The 24436-nt window shown below is 69.0% G+C and carries 26 protein-coding genes; 2 read left to right on the forward strand and 24 right to left on the reverse strand.

Annotated elements, in window-relative coordinates:
• Window positions 1-3: 3 nt before the first annotated feature.
• The 10 genes from rsmA to rsmI form a co-directional block, all read right to left on the reverse strand.
• Window positions 4-876: a 16S rRNA (adenine(1518)-N(6)/adenine(1519)-N(6))-dimethyltransferase RsmA gene (gene rsmA, locus ACZ5BU_RS03460; RefSeq protein WP_465695188.1), complete on the reverse strand. Its 873-nt coding sequence runs from the start codon at window positions 874-876 to the stop codon at window positions 4-6.
• A 19-nt stretch (window positions 877-895) separates the two neighbouring features.
• Entirely contained in the window at window positions 896-2017 is a 1122-nt protein-coding gene (locus ACZ5BU_RS03465; protein ID WP_465695190.1) for a ubiquitin-like domain-containing protein, read from the reverse strand.
• A 217-nt stretch (window positions 2018-2234) separates the two neighbouring features.
• Entirely contained in the window at window positions 2235-2849 is a 615-nt protein-coding gene (locus ACZ5BU_RS03470; protein ID WP_465695191.1) for a nitroreductase family protein, read from the reverse strand.
• A 21-nt stretch (window positions 2850-2870) separates the two neighbouring features.
• Entirely contained in the window at window positions 2871-3179 is a 309-nt protein-coding gene (locus tag ACZ5BU_RS03475) for a hypothetical protein (RefSeq protein WP_465695192.1), read from the reverse strand.
• 111 nt (window positions 3180-3290) lie between these two features.
• Window positions 3291-4181: an ornithine cyclodeaminase family protein gene (locus tag ACZ5BU_RS03480; protein WP_465695193.1), complete on the reverse strand. Its 891-nt coding sequence runs from the start codon at window positions 4179-4181 to the stop codon at window positions 3291-3293.
• Entirely contained in the window at window positions 4175-5089 is a 915-nt protein-coding gene (locus ACZ5BU_RS03485) for a TatD family hydrolase (RefSeq protein WP_465695195.1), read from the reverse strand. The genes ACZ5BU_RS03480 and ACZ5BU_RS03485 overlap by 7 nt, the downstream gene beginning before the upstream one ends.
• A 45-nt stretch (window positions 5090-5134) precedes the next feature.
• Complete coding sequence (locus tag ACZ5BU_RS03490) at window positions 5135-5551, reverse strand: SRPBCC family protein (protein ID WP_465695196.1); 417 nt, start codon at window positions 5549-5551, stop codon at window positions 5135-5137.
• A gap of 81 nt (window positions 5552-5632) precedes the next feature.
• The gene (locus ACZ5BU_RS03495; protein WP_465695197.1) at window positions 5633-6550 is read right to left on the reverse strand and encodes an NADP-dependent oxidoreductase; all 918 of its coding nucleotides are present in this window, start codon (window positions 6548-6550) and stop codon (window positions 5633-5635) included.
• Between the two features lie 88 nt (window positions 6551-6638).
• Window positions 6639-8204, reverse strand: coding sequence for a methionine--tRNA ligase (gene metG, locus ACZ5BU_RS03500; protein WP_465695199.1), 1566 nt, complete (start codon window positions 8202-8204; stop codon window positions 6639-6641).
• A gap of 29 nt (window positions 8205-8233) precedes the next feature.
• Complete coding sequence (rsmI, locus tag ACZ5BU_RS03505) at window positions 8234-9076, reverse strand: 16S rRNA (cytidine(1402)-2'-O)-methyltransferase (RefSeq protein WP_465695200.1); 843 nt, start codon at window positions 9074-9076, stop codon at window positions 8234-8236.
• A gap of 195 nt (window positions 9077-9271) precedes the next feature.
• Here rsmI and ACZ5BU_RS03510 point away from each other — a divergent pair, with 195 nt between their 5' ends.
• Window positions 9272-10834 (forward strand): dolichyl-phosphate-mannose--protein mannosyltransferase, encoded by a 1563-nt coding sequence (locus ACZ5BU_RS03510; RefSeq protein WP_465696704.1) that lies wholly within the window; start codon window positions 9272-9274, stop codon window positions 10832-10834.
• Here the strand turns inward: ACZ5BU_RS03510 and ACZ5BU_RS03515 are convergent.
• From ACZ5BU_RS03515 to ACZ5BU_RS03580, 14 genes are all read right to left on the reverse strand, one after another.
• Window positions 10818-11273: a GNAT family N-acetyltransferase gene (locus tag ACZ5BU_RS03515; protein ID WP_465695201.1), complete on the reverse strand. Its 456-nt coding sequence runs from the start codon at window positions 11271-11273 to the stop codon at window positions 10818-10820. The two genes, ACZ5BU_RS03510 and ACZ5BU_RS03515, sit on opposite strands and share 17 nt — an antisense overlap.
• A gap of 45 nt (window positions 11274-11318) precedes the next feature.
• Window positions 11319-11990, reverse strand: a complete 672-nt coding sequence (locus ACZ5BU_RS03520) for a DUF1707 SHOCT-like domain-containing protein (RefSeq protein ID WP_465695202.1) — start codon at window positions 11988-11990, stop codon at window positions 11319-11321.
• A gap of 237 nt (window positions 11991-12227) precedes the next feature.
• Window positions 12228-13427 carry an MFS transporter gene (locus tag ACZ5BU_RS03525; RefSeq protein WP_465695204.1) on the reverse strand — a complete coding sequence of 400 codons (1200 nt, stop codon included), beginning with the start codon at window positions 13425-13427 and terminating at the stop codon, window positions 12228-12230.
• Window positions 13424-14218: a Rossmann-like domain-containing protein gene (locus tag ACZ5BU_RS03530; RefSeq protein ID WP_465695206.1), complete on the reverse strand. Its 795-nt coding sequence runs from the start codon at window positions 14216-14218 to the stop codon at window positions 13424-13426. The genes ACZ5BU_RS03525 and ACZ5BU_RS03530 overlap by 4 nt, the downstream gene beginning before the upstream one ends.
• Window positions 14215-15255 (reverse strand): pyridoxal-phosphate dependent enzyme, encoded by a 1041-nt coding sequence (locus tag ACZ5BU_RS03535; RefSeq protein WP_465695207.1) that lies wholly within the window; start codon window positions 15253-15255, stop codon window positions 14215-14217. Before ACZ5BU_RS03535 ends, ACZ5BU_RS03530 begins: the two co-directional genes overlap by 4 nt.
• Window positions 15252-16769, reverse strand: coding sequence for an ABC transporter ATP-binding protein (locus tag ACZ5BU_RS03540; protein ID WP_465695208.1), 1518 nt, complete (start codon window positions 16767-16769; stop codon window positions 15252-15254). The genes ACZ5BU_RS03535 and ACZ5BU_RS03540 overlap by 4 nt, the downstream gene beginning before the upstream one ends.
• On the reverse strand, window positions 16766-17593 hold the full coding sequence (locus ACZ5BU_RS03545; RefSeq protein ID WP_465695210.1) for an ABC transporter permease: 828 nt from the start codon (window positions 17591-17593) through the stop codon (window positions 16766-16768). Before ACZ5BU_RS03545 ends, ACZ5BU_RS03540 begins: the two co-directional genes overlap by 4 nt.
• Window positions 17590-18528 (reverse strand): ABC transporter permease, encoded by a 939-nt coding sequence (locus ACZ5BU_RS03550; protein WP_465695212.1) that lies wholly within the window; start codon window positions 18526-18528, stop codon window positions 17590-17592. Before ACZ5BU_RS03550 ends, ACZ5BU_RS03545 begins: the two co-directional genes overlap by 4 nt.
• The gene (locus tag ACZ5BU_RS03555; protein ID WP_465695214.1) at window positions 18529-20052 is read right to left on the reverse strand and encodes an ABC transporter substrate-binding protein; all 1524 of its coding nucleotides are present in this window, start codon (window positions 20050-20052) and stop codon (window positions 18529-18531) included.
• Between the two features lie 118 nt (window positions 20053-20170).
• Entirely contained in the window at window positions 20171-20653 is a 483-nt protein-coding gene (locus ACZ5BU_RS03560) for a MarR family winged helix-turn-helix transcriptional regulator (protein WP_465695216.1), read from the reverse strand.
• A 38-nt stretch (window positions 20654-20691) separates the two neighbouring features.
• Window positions 20692-21711: a copper resistance D family protein gene (locus ACZ5BU_RS03565; protein WP_465695218.1), complete on the reverse strand. Its 1020-nt coding sequence runs from the start codon at window positions 21709-21711 to the stop codon at window positions 20692-20694.
• A complete protein-coding gene (locus ACZ5BU_RS03570; RefSeq protein ID WP_465695219.1) occupies window positions 21708-22217 on the reverse strand; it encodes a copper resistance CopC family protein in 510 nt (169 codons plus the stop codon). Before ACZ5BU_RS03570 ends, ACZ5BU_RS03565 begins: the two co-directional genes overlap by 4 nt.
• 2 nt (window positions 22218-22219) lie before the next feature.
• Window positions 22220-22885 (reverse strand): YcnI family copper-binding membrane protein, encoded by a 666-nt coding sequence (locus tag ACZ5BU_RS03575; RefSeq protein ID WP_465695220.1) that lies wholly within the window; start codon window positions 22883-22885, stop codon window positions 22220-22222.
• A gap of 48 nt (window positions 22886-22933) precedes the next feature.
• Window positions 22934-23449, reverse strand: coding sequence for a hypothetical protein (locus ACZ5BU_RS03580; RefSeq protein WP_465695222.1), 516 nt, complete (start codon window positions 23447-23449; stop codon window positions 22934-22936).
• A 115-nt stretch (window positions 23450-23564) separates the two neighbouring features.
• On the opposite strand from ACZ5BU_RS03580, the gene ACZ5BU_RS03585 reads away from it, so the two are divergent.
• The gene (locus ACZ5BU_RS03585) at window positions 23565-24401 is read left to right on the forward strand and encodes an ROK family protein (protein ID WP_465695223.1); all 837 of its coding nucleotides are present in this window, start codon (window positions 23565-23567) and stop codon (window positions 24399-24401) included.
• The last annotated feature ends 35 nt before the right edge of the window (window positions 24402-24436 follow it).

Here is a 24436-nt window from a genome sequence, read left to right on the forward strand (position 1 = left end):
AGGCTAGTGCCTTGCACCGGCCAGTGCTGCGAACTGCTCAATCCCGAGCATCTCGCCACGTAATTGCGGGTCGATGCCGGTGCTCTTGAAGATCTCGTCGAGGCGGGCGCGGTCCGGCAGCCAGCGGGCCAGCGCGGAGCGGACGGTCTTGCGGCGCTGCGAGAACGCCGCCTCGATCACGGCGAACGTCTCCTCCCGGGTCGCGGCGGTCGCCGGCGGGTCCCGGCGTTCGAACGAGACCAGCCCGGAGTCCACGTTCGGGGCCGGCCAGAACACGTTCCGCCCGATCGGCCCGGCGCGGCGTACGTCGGCGTACCAGGCGGCCTTCGCGGACGGTACGCCGTACGTCCGGGAGCCGGGCGGCGCCGCCAGCCGGTCGGCGACCTCGGCCTGCACCATCACGAGCCCGTGCCGCAGCGAGTCCGAGACCTCGAGCAGGTGCAGCAGGACCGGTACGGCGACGTTGTACGGGAGATTCGCGACGCAGGCTGTCGGCGTACCGATCTGATCCGGACCGACGTCCATCGCGTCCGCCTCGACGACGATGAGCTTGGCGGCCTGCTCCGGCGCATACGAGCCGATGGTCGACGGCAGCGCCTGCGCGAGCAGCGGGTCGATCTCGACCGCGGTCACCGGGTGCCCGTCGGCGAGCAGCGCCAGCGTCAGCGAACCGAGCCCCGGGCCGATCTCCAGCACGTGCTCGCCCTCGGTGAGGCCGGCCGCGCGGACGATCCGGCGGACCGTGTTCGGGTCGATGACGAAGTTCTGGCCGCGCTGCTTGGTCGGGCGTACTCCCAGCGCGTTGGCCAGCGAACGCACCTCAGCCGGACCGAGAAGTCTCGGTCCGGCTGAGGTGGATGAATCAGACGAGCTCACGTGAGCCAGTGTGTCAGCCTCACGCCTTCTTGCCGCACACCGGCCAGGCGCCGTAGCCACCGCGGTCGGCCTTGACCTTCTCCGCGATCGCGATCTGCTGCGCCTTGGACGCACCGTTGGCGTTGTTGGCGTACGCCGTACCGCCGTAGGCCGCCCAGGTGCCGTGGTCGAACTGCAGGCCGCCGTAGTACCCGTTGCCGGTGTTCGCGGCCCAGTTGCCGCCGGACTCACACGCGGCGATCCGGTCCCAGGCACCCGTGCCGCCGGTCGGCGCCGGGGTGTCCGTCGAGGTGGTCGTCTCGGCCGGCTTCGGCTTGGTACCGACCAGGACCTGCTCGTCGACCGCCTGCGTGACGACCTTCGACGCGACCACCTTCGTGGTCGACAGCTTGCCGTCCAGGTAGGTGTACAGGTACGTGACGGTCTTCGAGCCGTTCGTGCCCTTGGCCGTGGTCTTCGTGGTGCCCTCGAGCAGCGTCGCCGACGCGGTCTTGTCGGTGCCGTGCGCGACGGCCACGGTCTTGGTGACGGTCTTCTGCAGGACCTGCACGAAACCGATCTTGTTCACGCCGAGCTTCAACGGGGTCGTCGCGGCCGGGGTGATCCGGTCGTCGGCGTCCCAGGCGATCTTCGCCTGCGTGAGGGCCTGACCGACGGTGCTCGCCACCGACTTGATCGTCACGATCTTGCCGAGGTGCACGATCTGCACGGTCTTCGGCGTGGTGACGGTCAGCTCCAGCCCCTGGCGGCCGAGCGGCGCGCTCCGGCTGGTGGACAGCTGGGCACCGTCGTACCGCAGGCCGAGGTCGGCGAGCGCCTCGTTCACGCTGTCGGCCGTGGTCCAGTAGGCCTTCTTGGTGCCGTCGGCGTTCACGGTCAGCTGGCGACCGTACTGCACGGCGATCTCCTGGCCGTCCTGCAGCTTCGAGTTCAGGGACGGCGCGACGTTGTCGTGGTCACCGACCTGAACTTTCTCGGCCTTCAGGGCGTCTGCCACGGTGGAGCCGAAGGTGTGTACCTTCCGCACCTGGCCGTCGACGGAGATGCTCACGGTCTTGCTCTTCGAGGCATATGCCACGGAGCCACCCGCGACGGCTAGCGCAGCCGTCGCACCGACGGCCACGATGATGGACTTACGCACTAACGCTCCCAGGTAGGGCTACCCGGGCACGGGGTGGGACAGCACAGGCACCGGCACCCGCCGCTGGACTGGCTGCCCAGATTCGGTTGCCCCGCCGAGGGGTTGTGCTCGTCCGGGAACTTCCCCGATCCCGGCCAACATCACGGGACCATAACGAAGAAGTAGCGGAAGCGCCAATCCTCTGTTCGGCGAGTCGTAAAAAGGTGTAACGGCCGCTTTACGCCGTGTGATTGCCCCAGTGCCCCCGATGCACCACTTCGGCGGTCGTCCGGCGGCCCCGTTTCAGGGACGGCGACCGCCTGTCCGGGGCCCGGTACCCGACCGACAGCACTCCGACCAGATCGAACCCCTCGGGCACGCCGAACTCCTTCAGCAGCAGACCCACTTTTTCCGCGGGAGGCCCGAAAAAGCAGGCTCCCAGGCCTTCGTCGACCACCGTCTGCAGCATCAGCAGCACGGCCATCCCGGTGTCGACGAACCAGTACGGCGCGGTCCAGCGACCCTCGTCCCGATCGGTCCAGCCCTTGTCCGGTTCGGTGTACCGATCGAGGTACGCGTCCTTGTGCGCGAACGCCAGGATCAGCAGCGGTGCGCGGCGCAGCCCTGTGATCCATTCCACATACTTCTCGTCCGGATCCGCGGCCGAGATCCGCCAGTACCGCTCCCGCTCTTCCCCCTCCAGGGTCAGGAACGCCCACCCCTGGCTGAACCCGCCCGACGGCGCCCGAAGACCGTTCTCGAGGATCCGCTCGCGAACCTCCTCCGGCACCGCCAGGTCCGGGTCGTAGTTCCTGACCATCCGTCGCCTGCGGACCACCTCACCGAACTCCATGAGGTGTGTCTACCAGCGGCCTCAGCCGACGTCGTCGCCGACCTCCAGGTGCCGCCAGAACTCCGGCTTCGGCTCGGCCGTCACACCGGCCTTCGCCATGATCTCCTGGATCTGCGATCCGGAGTGCTCGAAGAATCCTTGGAACGCTCCCTCGTCGGGCCACTCGTCGACGACCAGAACCTCGGACTTGCTGCCGTAGAAGTGATGGGAGATCAGTCCGCGGCTGGTCGCGTCCGCCATCACTCCCTGGAAGAGCGCACCGTTGTCCGCGCCCAACTTCTCGATCGCCTTCGGATCCCCAGTCACTCGCATCGTCATCAAGACGCTCATTGACCCTCCCCTTGACGACCGGTCCCGGCCGGGGCCGGCATCCTCAGACTGCGCCCGTCCGGTGCATCCCGCAACGGCCGGCGGCAACGTTCACCGCCGGCGTGCGGCCGGTCACGAAACGAGCCGCGCGAGCAGATACGCCTCCGTCCCCGCGAGCCCGACCGAACAGAACAGCACGGTCCCGCCCGTCACATTGCCGCTCAATGCCGTCCCCAGGCTGATCAGGCGATCGTGTTGCGGGGTGCCGGACAGGATGAACGGCGGTTCGTACGCCCGGGTCTGCGCGATCGAGTCCGTGACGACAAGATCCGCCCGATCGATCAACTCCGGCCCGAACTCGGCGCGACCATGCTGCTTCGGGCCGAGCGTGGTCACGAAGGCCCCATCGCTGACCCACGCCGGGTCGATCACCGGCGTAGGGCTGTTGGTCGCCAACACGACGATGTCCGCCCCCTCGACGGCTTCCCGGGCTGACCCGACCGCAGTGATGGGCAGTCCCAGATCCTGCGAAACCCTTCTGGCAAAGGCGATTCGCCGCTCCGGATCCCGGCTGAACACCCGAACGCCGGACAACCGTCGCACCGCCGAAATCGCCCAGAGCTGGGTGAAGGCTTGCGTGCCCGTCCCGATCAACGCGAGGGTCTCGGCGGTTGGTTTCGCCAGCGCATCGACAGCTACACCACCGATCGCACCCACCCGCCGCGGCCCCAGTTCGTTGCCCACAGCAATCCCCCGCACCGCACCACTGCGCCAGTCGTGAAGCACGACAACCTGCTGCCCCGGCTCGGTATCGAACGAGTCGTACGACCGATACCCGAACCACTCCCCCTCCAATGCTCCAGTCGTGAAAACCAGCCGCCCGTTGCCGAGATCGGTCGAGACCCGCGGCGGCGTACGCAACCGCCCGTGATGAGCAGCAAGGACCGCCTCCCGCATCCACCCCACCGCTTGCGCCGGCCGCAGCCGCGCCCGGATATCGGCGTCGGTGAGAACAGTTACCACGATCCACCGAAGGCGTTGTTGGCGTTGGTGTTGAGGGCTTCGCAGAGTTCGGGGACGGAGATGTTGAGGACGTCGGCCATCTTGCGGACGGTGTGCGGGATCAGGTACGACGCGTTGGGCTTGCCGCGGTACGGGGACGGGGTGAGGTATGGCGCGTCGGTCTCGACCAGGATGCGGTCGAGCGGGGTGGTCGCGAGGGCGTCGCGCAGGGACTGGGCGTTCTTGAACGTGACGACCCCGGCGAAGCTCAGGAACGCGCCGCGGTTCACGCATTCGCGGGCGAACTCGGTGTCGCCGGAGAAGCAGTGCATCACGAGCCGGTCCGGTACGCCCTCGCGATCGAGGATCCGCAGTACGTCATCGTGCGCGTCCCGGTCGTGGATCATCAACGTCTTGCCCAGCCGCTTCGCGAGCTCGATGTGCGCGGCGAACGACTCGTGCTGCGCCGCCTGCCCGTCCGCGCCGGTCCGGAAGTAGTCGAGCCCGGTCTCGCCGATCACCCGCACCTTCTCCGAACTCGACGCCAGCCGCTCGATCTCCGCCAGCGCACTCTCGAGCTCGCCGGCCGCCTTCAGCTTCGGCGCCTCGTTCGGGTGCAGGGCGACGCCCGCGATCACGTTCCGGTACTGCGCGGCCGCCTCGACGGCCCACTGCGCACCCGGCAGATCGCACCCGACCTGCACGATCCGCGTCACGCCGACCGACGCCGCCAGCTTGATCGCCTCGGCAGGACTCAGCCAGGCTCCGTCTTCCCCGTCCGCGATGTCCAGGTGGCAGTGCGCGTCCACCACACTCATCGGCAACGGATCCGGCACCGCCGGCCGGCTCCGATCCCGGGACCGCCCGTCCTCCCCCACCGCCGCCCGCTCCCGCGTCGGCCGATCCACCTCGACACCATCAACACCCATAGGTGCCAGGTTACTGAGTCACCGCCACCTACTTTTCACCAGCGGCTATCCCTCCGCCGCTTCCTTCACCTTGGCGACGAGTGTTTCCCACATGCCTTGGGAGTGCTTGGCTTCGTCCTCGCTGGCGTTGTTGTCCTGCTCGAGTTTCAGGTGCGTGTTGCCGGTCAGGGTGTAGGTCAGCGTGTGGTAGTTCTCCGGTACGTCGGGCTGCCCGGTCAGCGGGCTGAAATGCGTCAGCCGCAACAACCGCCCCGGCTCGATCGCGAGGATCTCGCCCTTGTCCTGGTACGGCTTGCCCTCCCACTCACCACTCCAGGTGATCGGACTCCCCACCTGCCAGTCCGTCTCGACCTCGGCGCCGAACCACAGCTCCTTCAGGCGCTCCGGACTGGTCAGGACCTCCCATACCCGCTCAGCCGGTGCATCAATATCAACCTCAGCCACCGCTACATACCCAGTCATCATGAACTCCTCTCTCCCCCTGACCGTACGGTTCCCCGCCGACATGCGCTTGTAGAAAAGCGTCAGCCGGGCGCGGTCGGTTTATGCCTGAGGGAGGATGACGATCTTGCCGCGGGCGTGGCCGGACTCGCTGAGTTCTTGGGCCTTGCCGGCGTCTGCCAGGCCGAAGGCGTCGGCGATTCGGAGTGTGAGCTTGCCGTCCGCGGCGGCTTGGAGCTGGGCGTCGAGGGCAGCCCGGACCTTTTCGGGGGTCGCGGTACCGCCGGAGGAGGTCTGGATGCCGAGTTCGCCGGCGGCGAAGTCGGCGATGGTAATGATCCGGTCGGTGCCGCCGCGCAGCTCGATCGACTCCTGCAGGCCACCCTTGCCAGCGGTGTCGAGTACGGCGTCGACGCCCTGCGGAGCCGCCGCGCGGACCCGCTCGACCAAGCCCTCGCCGTACGCGACCGGAACCGCGCCGATCGAGCGGAGGTAGTCGTGGTTCGCGGGGGACGCCGTACCGATCACCGTGAGACCGGCCGCGACCGCCAGCTGTACGGCGACCGAACCGACCGCGCCGGCCGCGCCGTGGATCAGGATCGTCTCGCCGGACGTCACCCCGAGCAGGTTCAGCACCCGCTGCGCGGTCTCGCCGGCCACCGGGAGGGCGACAGCCTGCTCCCAGCTCAGGCCGGCCGGCTTGCGGGTCACGTTGCCCGCGATCGCGTATTCGGCGTACGAGCCGCCCTGCGACCAGCCGACGACCTCGTCGCCGACCGCGAAGGCAGCACCGTCACCGGCCTCGTCCACCACACCGGCGACCTCGAAACCCGGGATCGCGGGGAACTTGGCCGGTGCGAAGGCCTTGGTGAAGCCGCGGCGGATCTTCGTGTCGTACGGGTTCACGCCGGCCGCGTGCACCTTGAGCCGGACCTGCCGTGGGCCCGCGTGCGGCTCCGGCACGTCCTGCACCTCGAGTACCTCGGGATCGCCGTACTCCTCGAACACCACAGCTCGCATGCGACAGCCTCCTCGAATTGGTTGTTGCTACAAGAAAAGGCTGCGCCGCCGGCCGGCATTCCCGGACGGCGGCGTCAGTTTGTTGCGATCAGTTCTCTTCCAGACGCGGGAACAGCGGGTCGCCCTTGGTGAGCTTCGCCCCGGCCGGGAGCTGGCCCCAGGCGCCGGCGTCCTGCACCCGCTGGTCGGCCAGCGCCCCGAGCTTGTCCTCGGCGCCGAGCAGCTCCCACAGCTTCGCCGACGACTTCGGCATCGTCGGGTTGTGCAGTACGGCGACCGCGCGCAGCACCTCGGCGGCCGAGTACAGGATGGTCGCGAGCCGGGCCTGCTGGGACTCGTCCTTGGCGACCTTCCACGGCTCCTGCTCGGTCACGTACCCGTTGACCGCACCAACCAGTTCGTTGATCGCGGCCAGCGCATCCTGGAACGCGAGCGTGTCCAGCGCCTTGTCCGCGGTCGCGACGGTCTGCGCGAGCTTGTCCGCCAGCGCCTGCTCGGCCGGTCCATGGTCGGTCGGCTCCGGCAGGGCGCCGTCGAAGTACTTGCCGACCATCGCCGCGATCCGGCTGGCCAGGTTGCCCAGGCCGTTCGCGAGCTCGGACGTGTAGACCGCGCTCAGGTGCTCCCACGAGAACGAGCCGTCGGATCCGAACTGGATCGTCCGGAGGAAGTAGTACCGGAAGGCGTCGGAGCCGAAGTGGTCGGTGATCTCGTGCGGCGCGATCGCGGTCAGCTTCGACTTGCTCATCTTCTCGCCGCCGACCAGCAGCCAGCCGTGCGCGAACACCTGCTTCGGTACGGCGACCTCGGCGGCCATCAGCATCGCCGGCCAGATCACCGCGTGGAACCGGAGGATGTCCTTGCCGACCAGGTGGACGTCGACCGGCCACAGCTCCTCGAACCGCTCCGGGTCGGTGCCGTAGCCCGCGGCGGTCACGTAGTTGAGCAGCGCGTCGATCCACACGTACAGGACGTGGTCCTCGTCCCACGGAACCGGGATGCCCCAGTCGAACGTCGACCGGGTGATCGACAGGTCCTGCAGGCCCTGCTTCACGAACGCGATCACCTCGTTGCGCGCGCTGGACGGCGCCACGAAGTCAGGCTGCGACTCGTACAGCTCGAGCAGCTTGTCGGCGTACGCCGAGAGCCGGAAGAAGTAGTTCGTCTCCGAGACCGTCTCCAGCTCGGTGCCGTGGATCATGCACCGCTGGGTGCCGTCCTCGTCGGTGCGGATGTCGGCGGGGAGCTTGAACTCCTCGCAGCCCACGCAGTACAGACCCTCGTACTCGCCCTTGTAGACGTCGCCCTTGTCGTACAGCTTCTGCCAGAACTCGCGGACCCGCTCGGTGTGCCGCTGCTCGGTCGTCCGGATGAAGTCGTCGTACGCGATGTCGACGTCCACCCAGGCCGGTTTCCAGGCCTCCTCGACGAGCTTGTCGGTCCATTCCTTCGGGGTCATGCCCTGGGCCTGCGCGCTGCGCATCACCTTCTCGCCGTGCTCGTCGGTACCGGTCAGGTACCACTTGCGCTCGCCGCGCTGGGCGTGCCAGCGGGTCAGGACGTCCCCGGCCACCGTCGTGTACGCGCTGCCGATGTGCGGCGCGGCCGTGACGTAGTAGATCGGGGTGGTGACGTAATAGGCCTTCTCGGACATGGTTTCAAGGGTAGTGCCGTACGCCAGTGCTATTTACCGGGGTCCCGGGCGGCGAGTACCGCGTCGTACACGGTCCGCTTCGGCACGTTGAACCGCTTCGCGACGTCGGCGATCGCCTGCTTGCGCGGCGTCCCCGCCTCCTCGTCCACGGCGACCTCCCGGGCGAGGTCCTCCGGCGTCATCACCTTGTCCGGGTCCGCGCCCGACACGACGACGGTTATCTCACCCCGAACCCCGTCCTTCGACCACGTCACCAGGTCCGCGAGCGGTCCACGTTTGACCTCTTCGTACGTCTTCGTGAGCTCCCGGCACACCGCCGTACGACGATCCGCGCCGAACGCCTCGGCCATCGCCTCCAGCGACGCGGTCAGCCGGTGCGGCGCCTCGAAGAACACCATCGTCCGCGGCTCGTCCGCCAGCTCCGCCAGCCGCCGCCCGCGCTCCCCCGGCTTCCGCGGCAGGAACCCCTCGAACGTGAACCGGTCCACCGGCAACCCACTCAGCGCCAGCGCCGTCAACACGGCCGACGGCCCCGGTACGGCGGTCACGACCACGTCAGCCTCGATCGCCGCCGCCACCAGCCGGTACCCCGGATCCGACACGCTCGGCATCCCCGCGTCCGTCACCACCACCACGGTCAACCCGTCGGTCAGCGCCTGCAACAACTCCGGAGTCCGCTCCCGCTCGTTCCCCTCGAAGTACGAGACGACCCGCCCGCTCACCTGAATCCCCAGCTCACCGGTCAGCCGCCGCAACCGCCGCGTATCCTCCGCAGCCACCACATCAGCATCAGCCAGCACCTTCCCCAACCGCGGCGACCCATCCAAAACATCCCCAATAGGCGTCCCCGCCAACACCAATCGCCCGGTCATCCAGACATCATCCCAGCCGTTCCGGCCGACGGGGGGAGGCGGGCGGACCGGGGCGTCCGTACGATGGCGGGCGTGGCTGCTGTGATCGAGGACGGGACTGTCCGGCGTAGCGAGGCTGATGGCGAGCGAGAGCTGCTCGGGCGGGACGTGCTCGGGAGACGGCTGCCGCCGCTCAAGGAGCGGTTGTACCCGGCCATGCCCCGGGACTTCGACGGCGGCTGGATCGCGACGCTCGCGATCACGCTGGTGGCCGGGATCCTGCGGTTCTGGCACCTGAGTACGCCGGTGAAGTTCGTCTTCGACGAGACGTACTACGCCAAGGACGCGTTCAGCCTGCTCAAGTTCGGGTACGCGCGGCAGTTCATCGACCAGCCGGAGGGCGCCGCCGACAAGGCGATCCTGGCCGGCAACCTGGACGTCTTCAAGCCGACCCCGAGCCTGACCGTGCACCCCGAGGTCGGCAAGTGGATGATCGCGGCCGGTGAGCAGCTGTTCGGGATGAACACGTTCGGCTGGCGGTTCATGCCGGCCCTGTTCGGCACGCTGACGGTGCTGCTGCTGATCCGGACGGTACGCCGGATGACCCGGTCGACCCTGATCGGCGCCATCGCCGGCCTGCTGCTCGCCGTCGACGGCCTGCACTTCGTGATGTCCCGGGTCGCGCTGCTCGACATCTTCCTCGCGTTCTGGCTGGTCGCGGCCGTCTCCTGCCTGGTCTGCGACCGCGACTGGACCCGCCGCCGGCACGCCGAGACCCTGGACAAGCCGGTCGAGAACGGCGAACGCCGGACGATGGGCCGCTGGCTGCTGGTCCGCCCGTGGCGAATCGCCGCGGGTGTCTGCTTCGGCCTCGCGCTCGGCACCAAGTGGTCGGCGGTCTGGACGCTGGCCGCGTTCGGCGTCCTGGTGTTCGCGTGGGACTACGGCGCCCGCCGTTCGCTCGGGGTCCGGTTCGCGTTCGTGAAGTCCGCGCTGGTGGACGGCATCCCGGCGTTCATCAGCCTCATCCTGGTCGCCGTCGTCACGTACTTCGCGACCTGGACCGGCTGGCTGCTGCACGACAACGCGTACGACCACAACTGGGCGGCGAGCAACCCGGCGCACGGGGTGATGAAGCTGGTGCCGGACGACTTCCGGTCACTGCTCGAGTACCACAAAGAGGTGTACGCGTTCCACACCGGCGACTACATCAAGCACGCCACCCACCCGTACCAGTCGAACCCGGCGGGCTGGCCGATCATCGCGCGGCCGATCGGTTTCGACGCGGTCAACGACATCAAGCCGGGTACGCCAGGCTGCAACGCCCCGGCCGGCGACACCTGTCTGCAGGTGATCTCCGCCCTCGGCACACCGCTGTTGTGGTGGGGTGGTGCGCTCGCGCTGATCGCCGCGCTGGTGCTGTGGATCAGCACCCGCGACTGGCGGTTCGGCGTCCCGGTGATCGGGTTCGTGACCTGTTGGGTGCCGTGGTTCGCGTACGACCAGAGACCGATCTTCTTCTTCTACGCCGTCACGATGATCCCGTTCACGGTGATGGCGCTGGCACTGATCCTCGGCAAGGTCCTCGGACCGGCCCGGACGGCGCTGGGTTCAGCGCTGAGTACCGCGACCCCGCGCCGGCTGATCGGCAGCGCGGTGGTCGGCGCGTTCGTCGTACTCGTGGTGCTGAACTTCGCCTACATCTGGCCGGTCCTGACCGACAAGGTGCTCCCGCACCAGGACTGGCTCAGCCGGATGTGGTTCAAGTCCTGGATCTGACCGCGTAGTCGACCGTGCCGAACGGCCACCGCGTAGCCAGCCACTCCGACACGGCGTCGTACAACGCGACGTCCAGCGACGCCCGCTCCGCGCTCACCCAGGACCGTACGTCGGTGACGGCCGGGTCCTTGCGCGACGGGTAGATGTACACGCAGCCGATCACGTCCCCGTCGGTCTCGATCACGGTGTACGTGAACCCGCGGCGCGCGACGAAGTCGTCCGCGTGCCGCTGGAGATCGCCCAGGTTGGCCTCCGGCGACATCCCGCCGACCGGGGGCCAGCTCCCGCTGAATCCAGGCGTCGAGCGGATGTGCTCGATGCTGCCGGTCCAGGCGGCGTAGTCCGGCTCGTTGTGCTCCGGTCCCAGCGGTTCCAGCCGGAAGCGCGGGGTGATCAGCTCGCGAGGTACGTCGAAGTCGGCTGGAACGAAGTCGGCCATGACCGCAGGTTACGAGTACGTGCCGCGGACCGCACCCGCATTTCCTCAGTGCAGCTCGTGCCGGTTCCTGTGCTTGTTCTTCTTGCCGTGCCGCTTCGCCGAGGACTGGCCGCCGACGCCGCCGAACAGGGCCAGGCCCTTGATCACGACGGTCGGCGCGTTCGGGTCCGGGTCGGCGGAGCCCTGCGCGGCGAACCCGCCGAAGATGCCGATGCCTTCGTTCCGTACGCTCACGCCTTCGGGCACGGTGATGTCGATCCCGCCGAACACCGCGACCGCATAGATCGTCACCTCACGGCCCTCGAACACAGCGTCGGTCATGTCCAGGTCGTGGCCGCCGAACATCGCGAACGCGTTGGTCCGCCGCTTCACCCGCCAGCGGCCTTTCCGCTCGCCGCCGCCGAAGATCGCCACCAGGTTGTCGACGCTGGCGCTCGGGTCGGCCGGCTCCTCGATCGGCACCAGGCCGGTCGACCTGGACGGGATCGGCGACGGGATCGGCGCCGGTTGCCCCGGGACGACCAGGTCGCGGGTGATCGGCTCGAGCTCGCCGAGGGTCTTCGCCTGGAGGGTCTGCTCCAGCCGGTCGGCGTGCTCGTCCTGCGTCAACCGGCCCGACATCAGGGCCTCCCGCAGTACGTCGACGACCTGGTCACGGTCGATGTCGGACGCCCGCAGATGGGCGTGCGGGTGCGGGCGGTCGGGCAGGTTCTCCATAACTCTGAACGATATATCGCCGCAGGCTCGATGCGGACTCCGGAAAACCCCCGAACCCACCCCTGACCCACACCTCACCAGCACCCACCAACCCACCAACCCACCAACCCACCAACCCACGACACCACCCGGCCCCCGCCTCTCGTGGGTGGACTCACGAGAGGTGGGGTTTGGGACTGGGAATCCGATGGGCGAACCCTGCAGCTCGTGGGTGAGCCCACGAAAGGCGGGGCGGTGTCAGGGGGTGCGGTGGACGCGGAGTGCGCAGACGGTGGCAACCAGGGTGAGTACGGCGAAGGTGAGTGCCGTGCCGGGGTAGCCGCCGAGGGCCAGACCCAGGCCGCCGACGGCGGCGCCGAGGAAGGTGCCGAGGCTCATGCCGGCGGCGTTCACGCTGAGGGCCGAGCCGCGGAGGTCGCCGCTGCGGCGGACCAGGAGGGTGGTGACGCAGGCCGCGACGGTCGCGTGGCTCGCGCCCATGACCGCGGTCAGGAACAGCGTGAGCGGGAGGGGCGGCGAGAAGTAGAACGCGCCGACGGCGATCAGCGCGACGGTGATGCCGACGAGGAGGAACCGTTCGGTCCGGGCGCGGCCGGTGGCGAGGTAGCGGCCGGAGAGCAGGTTGCCGAGGAAGAACGCTGCTCCGCTGAGCGACCAGACCAGCGCGAACCACCCCGGCGCGAGGTCGAACTTCTCGTCGTAGAACGCGGCTAGGTACGCGAGGTACCCCATGAAGGCCGCCGTCCTCAGCATCGCGACCGCGAGCAGCGGTACCGCGCCGGGGATGCGGGCGAGTTCGCGGTACGTCGCCAGGTAGCTCACGCGCTCCTTGCCGGCGACCGGCGCCTTGCGTCCCCGTCCGCGGACGAAGAAGGCGGCCGAGAGTACGAGCGCGATCACCGAGGCGGCGAGGAGGTTGCCGCGCCAGCCCCAGATCAGGCCCGGTCCGGCGAGCACCGGCGCGGCGAGCATCGCCATCGCACTCGTGGTGGCCGATACGAGGGTGGCGGCCCGGCCCGCGGCGGCCGGAGAGCGGAACCGGTCCGCCGCGGCGGCGCCGATCGACGGTGCGAGGATCGACGTCGAGGCACCGATCAGCAGGCAGAAGGCAGCCAGCGCGAACACGTTGCCCACCGCACCTAACGCCGCCGAGACCCCGAGCAACGCGAGACCGGCCGCGGCGACCAGCTCGCGCGGCGCGCGGTCCATCAGCGGCGCCAGCAGTACGCCGACCGCGAGCGCCGCGAGTCCGCCGAGCCCACGGAGTCCACCGATCTCCGCAACGCTCCCACCGGCGGCGTCGGAGATCGGCACCAGGTACATCCCGAAGACCGTGAACGGGATCAGGCTCACGGTCGAGGCGAGCAGGAACGGCCACAAACGCTTGGCCATCCGGAGATCGCCGGGGACTTCGGCGGTGAGTTGCTGGGTGCTCATGTGTCCGTCCGGTAGCGGTAGAGGCTGCTCGGGCGGGAGCTGAACTGGGAAAACGGAAAGGGTTCTGCGGACAGCGCGGTAACGCCGTTTCCGAGGAAGGCGCGGGCGACGGCACTGCCGGTCTGGGCGTAGATCGCGAGCGGTTTCGCTTGCTCCCGGCAACTTTGCAGGAGGACGTCGAAGCTGCCGTTGGACAGCGTCATCCCGGTGGCCACCACTGCGTCGGCCGCGTCGATCACCTCCGTCATGTCCTTCGAGACGGGCAGACCGGAGGCGGTCTCGCGGAGGTTGAAGTCGCAGGGCAGGCAGCTGCCGCCGCGGGCGGTGATCGCGTCGACGAGGGGGTTGACGACGCCGATCAGGGCGACCTTGGTGCCGTCGGCAACATCCAGCAGGCCGGCCACGGCGGCGTCGCGGGCCTTCGCGCGGACGTCCGGCGTACCGGCGGGGAGGACGATCTCCTCGGCGTACGGCGAGGTGTGGTGCGGCTCGACCGCTGCCAGGTAGGCGTCCAGGGCGGCGATTCGCAGTGGGAGCGGGCCGTCTGTGAGTACGTCGGCGATCGTGTGGCCGGAGGTGTCGGCGCAGTACTCCGGGTCGAGTTCACCGGCCTCGAACGAACAGGCGCCGAAGACCTCTCCAACTCTCAGCAGTATGTAGTAGTTCCGATAGGTGACGTCGGCGCCGGGTAGGCGGGTCGTGTGGTGCAGCCAGAACGCGCTGGTGATGTCGAAGTCCGCAGGTGAAGGTGAACCGGCGAGAACAGACGCGGTGAGCTCAGCAACGGTCATGGCAGCCTTTCAGGGGTGTAGTGGAGAGTGTGGAGTTGCTCCGACTCGCGTCGATCCCAGGACATCGCCGACCACGGCACCGCGAGGTCGTCGAGCGAGTCGATCTCCCGCGGCCGCATCGACGCCATCGGCCGCGCCTCGGCATGCCGGGCGAACGCGGACTCGACGTACCGGGTCCCGGTGTCCGCGGCCAGGAAGACGTGTTTCCTGTCGCGGTCGCAACCGTGTTCCCACAACGCCGACAGGTACGCCGCCCCGGCCGACAGCCCCGCGAAAACGCCGGACGTCCGGAGCAGATCCACGGCCGCCGACATCGCGTACTCGAAGGAAATCCAGTGCAGCCGGTCGTACAGCGCGTGCCGCACGTTCCGGAACTCGATCGAACTGCCGATTCCGGCGATGATCATCTCCGGGTCCTGCGTGTGCCCGGCCCCGAACGTCACACTCCCGAAGGGTTGGACGCCGACCAGGTTCACGTCCCGCCCGCTGTCGCGCAGGTACGCTGCGATCGCGCCGGTGGAGGCGCCCGTACCGACACCACCCACCAGGCACAGCGGCCCGGACGGCACCAGCGAGGCGACCAGGTCCGCGACCGCCCGGTACCCGAGGTAGTGGATGTCGTCGTGGTACTGCTGCATCCAGTGGTACGTCGGGTTGGCGCGAAGGATCTCGCCGATCCGGCGGACCCGGAGGTTCTGGTCGAGTTGCAGGTTGTTCGACGACGGCACCTGCTCGACGGTCGCGCCGAGGATCTCGAGCTGGATCCGCAGCGTCCGGTCGACCGTGGTGGAGCCGACGATGTGGCACTTCATCCCGTACCGGTGGCAGGCGAGCGCGAGCGCGTGCGCGTAGATCCCGCTCGAGCTGTCGATCAGCGTGTCACCGGGGCTGACCCGGCCGGTCTCCAGGAGATGCCGGACGGCGCCGAGGGCGGAGTACACCTTCATCGTCTCGAACCGCAGGCAGATCAGGTCGTCCACCCGGATCGGGTCCGGATCCTTGATCGCCTCCGCCAGGTGGTCGTGCAGTCGCGTCATCGGCGCGGTTCGCTCCTCATGTCGATGGGTGCGGGCGGAGAGTCGGGGGTACCGATCCGGCCGGCCGCGACCAGCTGCCGGGTCAGGTCGTGCCGCGGTTCGGTCGTGAGGGTCGCGGGCGGACCTTGCTCGACCACGCGGCCGGCGTCGAGGACGAGCACCTCGTCGGCGACGGCGGCAACCAGTCCGAGGTCGTGGCCGATCCAGATCAGCGCGGTACCGCGAGCCTTCAGGTCGCCGAGCAGCTCGAGGACGAGCGCCGTACCGCGATCGTCGAGCGCGGTGGTGATCTCGTCGCAGATCAGGACGTCGGGGTCCGCAAGGACGGCCCGGGCGAGAGCGGCGCGCTGGAGTTCGCCGCCGGACAACCTGCTCGGTCGGCGGGCGGCGGTGATCGCGGCGACGCCGAGGCGGGCGAGGGTCGCGACGGCCTCCGCGTGGGCCTGTTGCGGGGCGAGGCCGCGCAGGCGTTCCGCCGTACGGGCGACCTGCTGGTCGACGGGGCGCCGCTCGTCGAAGGAGCCGCGGACCTCCTGCCATACGTACTGCACCCGGCGGTGTTGCTCGCGGGTGCGTTTGCGCAGTACCGGGAGTGGCCGATCGTCGAGGTGGATCGTGCCGGTGTGGCGTTCGTGCAGGCCGGCCAGGCAGCGGGCGAGCGTGGTCTTGCCGCTGCCGGAACGGCCGACGACACCGAGACAGCTGCCCGCACGCACGGCGAGGCCGACCTCGTGCAGGACGAGGTCGCGGCCGCGGGGCCGCAGCGAGGCTGACAGGTTCATTGCCCTGAGCAACGGTTGACCTTCGCTGGAGGTTCCCAGGGTCGGCAGGCCGGTGGTCTCGGGCAGTACGCCGGAGACCACTCGGCCGGCGTCGAGCACGACGATGCGGGTAGCGAGCGCGCGGACCAGATCGAGATCGTGACTGAGCAGCAAGATGCCGAGCCCGGTCGCGGCGAGCTCGCGGAGTTCGTGGACCAGTCGCAGCCGGGTGATGGAGTCGAGGCCGGTACTCGGTTCGTCGAGGACGAGCACCTGCGGCCGGCAGGTGAGGGCCTGGGCGAGGGCGATCCGTTGCCGTTGGCCACCGGAAAACTGATGCGGAAAATGTCTCAGGGTTGCGTTTTCCGCGGGCAGCTGCGCGGCCCGGAGCGCCGCGGCCGGGTCACCGTCGTGGAGCTTGGCCAGCTCGCGCAGCGTCGTACCGATCCGACGGGCTGGGTTCAGCGCACTCCCCGGATGCTGCGGCATGTAGGCGACCACTCGCCCACGTACGTCGACTCCCGTCACACCGTTGCCGTCGACAACCTTGAGACCAGCAACCTCGACGCACCCCTCCAACCGCACGCCGTCCCCACTCTCTCCCAACACCGCCAACGCCGCCGTGGTCTTCCCCGCGCCGGACGCACCGACGAGCGCCGTCACCTCCCCCGCAACAACCTCGAACGACACCCCATCCACCAGCACCATGTCCCCCGCGGTCGCAGACAGCCCGTCGACTCGTACGAGGTTCATCTGGACACCTCGACCAGGCGACGCGATCTGTGCACGAGGCGGTCGGCGAGGAGGTTGAAACCGAGGGTGAAGGACACGAGCAGAAGAGCTGGTGCGAGTACCGACCACGGCTGCAGGAGCAAACCCTCGCGGTTGCGGGAAACGCTGACGGCCCAATCAGGCGCGGTCGGGCTCAACCCGAGCCCGAGGAAGTTGACCGAAGCAACGAGGAACACGGCCAGCGTGATCCGCGTCCCGAGATCGGCCGCGACCGGCCCGAGCACCGAGCGTCCCACGTACCCGAGCTGGATCCGGACCCACGACTCCCGCTGCATCCGCAGCGCCTCGACGACAGGTCCGCTCGCCGCATCCAACGCAGCCGCCCGAACCAGCCGAGCCACCGTCGGTACGTTCACCATCGCGACAGCCACTGTGATCGCCAACGCGGACGCTCGCCAACCAACAGCAACCACACTGATCACAAGCAGGGACGGCAACGGCAGCAGTACGTCGAGCGGCCGCATCAAGCCCTCGTCCAACCACCGATGCCGGGTGGAGGCAGCCGTCAGCCCGATCAGCCCACCCACCACGTACGCCAGCACCACCGCCCCCAGCGCCATCCCCAGAGCCGACCGCCCGCCAACAAGCAACAGTCCGAAGACGTCCCGCCCCAACCCGTCCGTCCCCAGCAAACCTCCAGGCGAGTACGGCAGCCCGTGGCGAGCGTCGTACGGCACCAACGGCCCGAACACAGCAACGACCAACGGCACCAAGACCAGCCCGATCGCAACCACACCACCAACTGCTCCACGCAGCGGGCTGCTGCCAGCACCAAGCGTGCTCATCGGAGGAGCTCCGACCGAGGAACCAGGCGGTTGCAGACGAGGTCTGCGGCGAGGTTGATCAACAGCGCGGCGACCGCCAACACCAGTGTGAGCCCCTGGACCACTGGCACATCGCGGGTCTCCACCCCATCGACCAGCGCGGTCGCAAACCCTGGAATCGCGAAGATCGCCTCGACCACCAGCACCCCACCGAGCAGCGTGTCGCCGGTGCGAGCCAACTCCTGCACCCCCGGAACTGCAGCGTTGGGCAGCACGTGCCGGAGCAGCAACTGCCGTCGCGGCACCCCAAGCCGGCGAGCCTGCGTGACGTACTCCGCGTGCAAGGCCGCCACCGTCCCGGCCCGAACCTGTCGCGACAGCAGACACACCGTCCGCCCGAACAACACAGCGACCGGCAGGATCAGCAACCCCGGCGAGCCGAGCAGGTTGCCGCCGATCCAGGTCGCCGGCAGCCACCCGAGCTTCAACGAGAACACCGCCACCAGCACCACTGCGATCACGAAGTCCGGGATCGCCGACAACGCCAACGTGATCGACGTGATCGTCCGGTCGACCCGCCCGTTCTCGCGGGTGCCCATCACGATGCCCAGGGCAACGGCCAGCGGTACGACGACCGCGAGCGTGGCCAGCGTCAGGACCAGCGTCGCCCCGATCGAGTGCCGTACGATGCCGGCGACCGGACCGCCGCTGATCAACGACGTACCGAGATCACCAGTGAGCACGTTCCCCAACCAGTGCACGAACCGCTCGACCGGCGGTTGGTCCAGCCCCAGCTCGGCACGCAACGCGGCGACCTGCGACGGCGTCAGCGTCTCGGTGAACCGCAGCTCAGCCGCGTCCCCCGGCAGCAACGACGTCAGCACGAACACGAGAACGGACAGCACGGCAAGCTGAGCCACCGCGAGCAAGGCCCGCTGGCCGACGTACGACCGCATTCAGGCCAGCCACACCTTGTCGAACCGGCCCTGGTCCAGAGTGTTCGGCGGCACCGCCTGCACCCCCTGCACCTTCGCCGAAACCGCCACGAGGTAGTCCGGCAGGCCCCACGCGAGGATCCCGCCCTCGTCGCGCAACGTCTTCTGCAGTACGCCGTACCGCCGGGACCGCTCCGCCTCGTCCGTCACCGCCCGCGCCGCCGCGAACCCGGCGTCGAACGCCGGCCGCCGCCAATGCGTCACGTTGAACGGCGAACGCGACAGCAGCCGGTCGGTGATGTACTGCGGGATCGGCATCGCCCCGGACCGGTGGTTGCCGATGGCCCCCTTCGTCAGCAGGTCCTTCGCGTACGTCTGCGGGCTGCCGGTCGTCACCTTCAACCGCACCCCGGCCTCCGCGACCTGCTCCGCGAACAACGTCGCCGCCTCGACGAACCCGGCCGACGCCTCCGCGGTGAAGATCTCCACCTCGCGCCCCACCAGACCGGCCTTCGCCAGCAACGACTTCGCCCGGTCCACATCCCGCTCACGAGCCGGCAGCTCGGCCGGATAGTACTGATATCCCTTGCCGAACAGGTCGTTCCCGACCTCGCCGCGGCCCGCGAGTACGACGTCGACCAGCCGTTGCCGGTCCGCGAGCAGCTTGAACGCGAGCCGTACGTCGGGGTTGTCGAACGGTGGCTGGTCGACCTTCATCACGAACGCCTGCATCGTGCTCGCCTTCGCGGCCACGATCCGTACCGTCTTCCCGGCCTCGGCGGTCCGCGCGAACGTCGCGGTCATGTCGTTCGCGTACTCCGCCTGGCCGCCTTGGACGGCGTTCGCGCGCGCCTCGGAGTCCGCGGACAGGATGTGCAGTTCCTCGATCCGCGCCGGGCCGTCCCAGTAGTCGGCGTACCGAGAGGCGACCATCGAACGACCCGCCTCGAAGGACACGTACCGGAAAGGGCCCGTGCCAACGGGTTTCGCCGGATCCTTGAACCCGTTGCGGACGATCTGTGTGCCGATGCCGGCGAGCAAAGCCGGGAACTCGGCGTTCGGCTCGGTCAGCACCAGCTCGACGGTCGACGGGCCGATCGCCTTGCTGCGCTTGAGATCCAGCGTCGCGAACGAGGACTGTGCGACCCGTTCCGGTACGGCGGGATCCACAATCCGGCTGAGGCTGTACAGCACGTCGTCGGCGACGAGCTTGGCGCCGTCGTGGAACGTCGCGTCCCGCAAGGTGAACCGCCAGGTGGTCGCCGTCCTGTCGTGGTCCCACCTGGACGCGAGCCGCGGTACCGGCTTCAGGTCCGGACCGAGCTCGACGAGCTTCTCGTAGATCGCCTTGTGCCGCGCGATGTCCACGAACAGGCTCTGCACGTGCGGGTCGAGCACCTCCTTCGCCCCGCCGCCGGCGTACACGGCCCGCAACCGCCCACCCTGCTTCGGCTCCGCCGCCGCAGCCCCACAACCGGCGATCGCAGCCAGTCCCGCAGCACCGGCCACCCCCAGGAACCCACGCCTACCCCATGCCTCGGCCACGCGCCACATCCTCACGTTAGTGAAAACGATTGTCAAATCCAGCGCGCATCTGAACGAGACGCCATCATTCTTTCCGGGGCTTGGCTCCGATCGCTCTCCGTAACGGCGTGTCCGGGCGTCAGTCCACGCAGTCCGGGGTGGCGCAGGTGATCGGGAGGTCGGCGGCGATCCGCTCGAGCAGGGTGGTCAGTTGAGTCTGTTCGTCGGGGCTGAGGCGGTCGAAGAAGTACGCGCGGACGGCGTCGACGTAGTCGGGGCCGGCGGCGGCGATCGCCTTGCGGCCGAGTTCGGTGAGGCGGACCATCGAGCCGCGGGCGTCCGACGTGCACTCCTCGCGGCAGACCAGGCCGCGTTTCTCCATCCGGCTGACCTGGTGCGACAGCCGGCTGCGCTCCCACCCGACGGAGCGGCCGAGGTCACGGGTCCGCAGTACGCCGTCCTCGGCCTCGGACAACGGGTGCAGCAGGGCGTAGTCGGCGCCGGACAGGCCCGAGTTGGTGATCATCCGCGCCTCGAGCGCGCGCATCAGTTCGCGATGCGTGTCGCGGTACGACTGCCACAGTCGCGCCTCACGCTCGTCGAGCCACCGCTGTTCCGTCATCTGCTTATTGTACGGACGGACGTTGACATGTCACCGAGTCATGGCGTGCGGGAAAGTGCCACGGCCAGGCCGATCGTGCCGGCCATGATCACCAGCTCGACCGCGGCGAGCCGGCGGAACGCGGCCGGGTTGCCGGTCGACAGCTCGGGCAGTGTCGTACGGCGGTGCCACCAGCCGACTGCCACGAGGGACGCGAACGCCACCGTCTTCGCGAACACGAGGGCGCCGTACCCGCTCGTCACCCACTGCGTGATCAGCCCCCACCCGCCCTGCCGCCCGTCGAGGTGGATCTCCGCGGTCAGCAGCCCGGTGATCCCCATCGTCACGGCACACACGAGCGCGAGCGTGCTGAAGAGCTCGACCGCCTCCCGCGATCGGGTGTACCGCAGTACAGCGGCCAGCCCGCCGACCCAGGCGGTCGCGGCGACGACATGGACAAGGAGCGACGTGGTGGCGAGGACCGACCACACGTTGGTTCTATCGATCGCACCGTGGCCGGTGAGCAGCGGACCGATCAGCGCGGCGATGGTCAGTACGGCGGCCACCCGTGCGCCACGCAATGTCTTGGTACCGCTGAGCGTGACGGCGAGTACGGCGGTCAGCACCACGGCAACCGCCAGCGCACGCACCTGGCTGATCTGGCCGGCCGGTCCCGCATGCTCCGCCAGGTGCGACAGCGGAATACCGAGAATGACGGTCGCCGTCGCGATCAGGCCGCCGACACTCGCGACCGCCCAGATCCCGGCCGCGAGCGCGGCGTCCTGGCAGGCGCGAATCGCTTTACTACCGAGCTTCCCGTCCTTCGCCGGCAGGAACAGGACGACCGCAATCACGGCACCACCGGTCGCGACGGCGGCGCCGTCGGCGAGGATCCGTAGTACCGGAACGGCCCACGAGATGCCGAGGCCCGCGCCGAGCAGCCCGTGGGCGGCACGCTTCGGAGCACCGCCGGCGGCCAGCAGCGCGACCACCATCGCAACGATGCCGGCGGCAACCATCGCCGGAACGACCAGGCGGGCCGGCAGCCGCCCGCCTGGTGCGGATTGCTCGCTCGTCACGACGCGGGGCGGCGGCGGACGATCACCACGGCGAGCGCGACGACCACGAGCATCACCAGGCACATCGCGACGATCGTCACGGTGCTGGAGTTGCCCTCGGACGGCGCTGCGCCGGCCGCGTTCGGATCGGTGGCGGGATGACCGGCGTGCGTGACGGTGAACGAGCCCGAGATCGTGATCGGGTGGCCGTCGTCCGAGACCACGCGGGCTTCGACCGTGTACTTGCCGGCCTCGACCATCGCGCCGACCGGTTGCGTGACCGTGTTGTCGACCACCTGGGCGTCGCCGTTCGCGACGTTCTTGCCGCTGGGCGAGTTCACCTGGACCTGCGTGCCGTTGGAGCCGACGGGTTCGTTGAAGGTCAGTACGACCTTCGTCGGCGGCGCGGCCATCGACGTACCGTCGCCGGGCGTCATCGACTCGAGCTTGGCGTGCGCCGCCGCCACGCCGGCGGAGCCCGCCAGCATGAGCAGCGACGCGGCCAGTACTGCGAACAGTCGTCGCATGACTACTTGGCCTCGGCAACCCTGCGTGGGCGCAGACCGAACGCCAGACCGAGCAGTCCGACCAGCAACCCACCACCGCCCAGCCACCGGGCCAAAGTATCCGAAGAGTCGGTGGAGACAGGCATGACTGCAGCAGCGAGCTTCAGCGTCGGCGCGGGATGCTCGGGCTCGTCGGCGCCGTCCTTCGCGGCGTCCGCCCACTTCACCACCTCACCGTCGCTGTACGTCTGCGCGGTCGGGAAGCTCAGCGAGTCCACCCCGTCCGGCAGTTTCCCGACCGACAACGCGAACTCGTCGAAGTCGTTCGGCGGGATGCCGCCCGCGGTCGCGGTCCAGGTTACCGTCGTGATCGCCTTGGTCAGCGTCACATCGCCGACCTTCACCGGAGCCGGCAGCTTCTCTTCCTTCTTCTCCACCTTCCACCCGTCCTTCAGCTGCGCACCGACATGCGCGAACGGGTGGTCCTTGGGCAGCGAGACGACGAGCTTCGTCGTACTGGTGTTGTCCGACTCGGTCGGCACGCGGAACACGAGCTTGCCGTACCCACCGGGCTTGGCATCTGGCGACGACACGGTGACGTGCGCCGATGCCGAGCTCGCGGCGCCGACCACCACGAGCACGGACGCCGCGGCGATCCCTGCAGCGCGCAGGGCATATCTCTTGGGCATGAGAGAACCTTTCAAGGCATACGAGTAGTCCGGCGCGAGGCACCGGGTTCAGACAGCTGCAGCTACTCGTACGCCGGGAGGCCCGCGCTCGGTGACGCTCGTACCGTGCCTGTCGCCGGTCGGCGTCCACGCACTGAAGCAACGGGGTGCGGTGGGGATCTGTACGGGACGCAGTACCGGCAGTTCGGGCAGGAGCCACGCGAGGACCCGCCGTACTCGATGGATCCATCGGTGCGCCCGGCTGACCGCGAGAACGCCCGCAAGCAGCGCGGCGAGATGCGCGCCGGTCATCACCAGGCTGTCCGTGATCGACATCCCGTGGTGCATGGTTGCCGAGTCCAACGTGACGTGGACGAACAACTGGACCGCAGCCAGCACCAACCCGGTCAGCAGCCGCTCCCCGGCCAGGTACTCCCCGAGAAGCCAGCAGACCCCGGCGAGGGCGGCCAACGGAGGTACGACGCCCAACGGCACGCCACCGCCCCCGACGAGCGCATGACCGATCACTGCCACCGCGACGCTCAGCGCCGCGACCGCGGACGTGGTCCTGCTCTCGGTCGGCATTCGATCCCCTCGCTCCTGTCACTCTACGGACAGGATCGCGTCCAGGTTCCCCTGGTCCACCGGACTCACTGTCCGTGGTTCCTGGTCACTCGTTCGCTGCTGCGATGATGTGCGGATGGACGTAGCGGTGCTGGAGATCGGGGGAAGTCACGTGACCGCGGCCGTGGTGGCGCCGGGGACGTGGGACGTGACCGAGGTGGACCGGGCCAAGCTCGAGTCCCAGGCGGCGGCAGCCGAGGTGGTTTCGCAGCTCGCGGACGCGGCCCGGAAGTTGCCGCTGGCAAACGGTCTGGCGGTGGCGCTGCCGGGACCGTTCGACTTCGCGACCGGCGTCGCCTGGTACCGCGACCAGGGAAAGTTCGATCAGCTGTACGGGTTCAACCTGGGCGCTGCCCTGGGCAACGAACTCGGTATCGACCGGCTGTTGTTCATGAACGACGCCGAGGCGTTCGCGGTCGGCGAGTGGACCGCCGGCGAGGTCCGCGGGGTGGAACGCTGCGTCGGGGTGACGATCGGCACCGGCATCGGTACGGCGTTCCTCGCCGACGGCCGCGTGGTCCGCGACGGCGACACCGTCCCACCGGGCGGTGAGCTGTACAGGACGAAGTACGCCGGAAAGCCCCTCGAGGACGCGATCTCCGCCCGGGCCATCCTCCGCCGCTACACCGACCAGACCGACCAGGAAGCCCCCGGCGTCAAGGAAATAGCCGACCTGGCCCGAGCCGGCGACGCCACCGCCCACGAAGTCCTGATTGCCTGCTTCACCGACCTGGCCAAAGCCCTGACCCCTTGGCTGGAACGCTTCGGGGTCACCCACACGGTCCTGGGCGGCTCGATAGCAGGAGCCTTCGACCTGATCCACTCGTCCCTCAACTTCCCCGCCTCCGCCACCCACGACACCGAACACTCAGCCCTCATAGGCGCCGCCGCCCACTACCTCCGCACCACCTGACGAACCGCGGCTGTCCGTGGTCCCGGCTACGGTCG

It is taken from the genome of Kribbella sp. NPDC031520, from assembly GCF_055580825.1.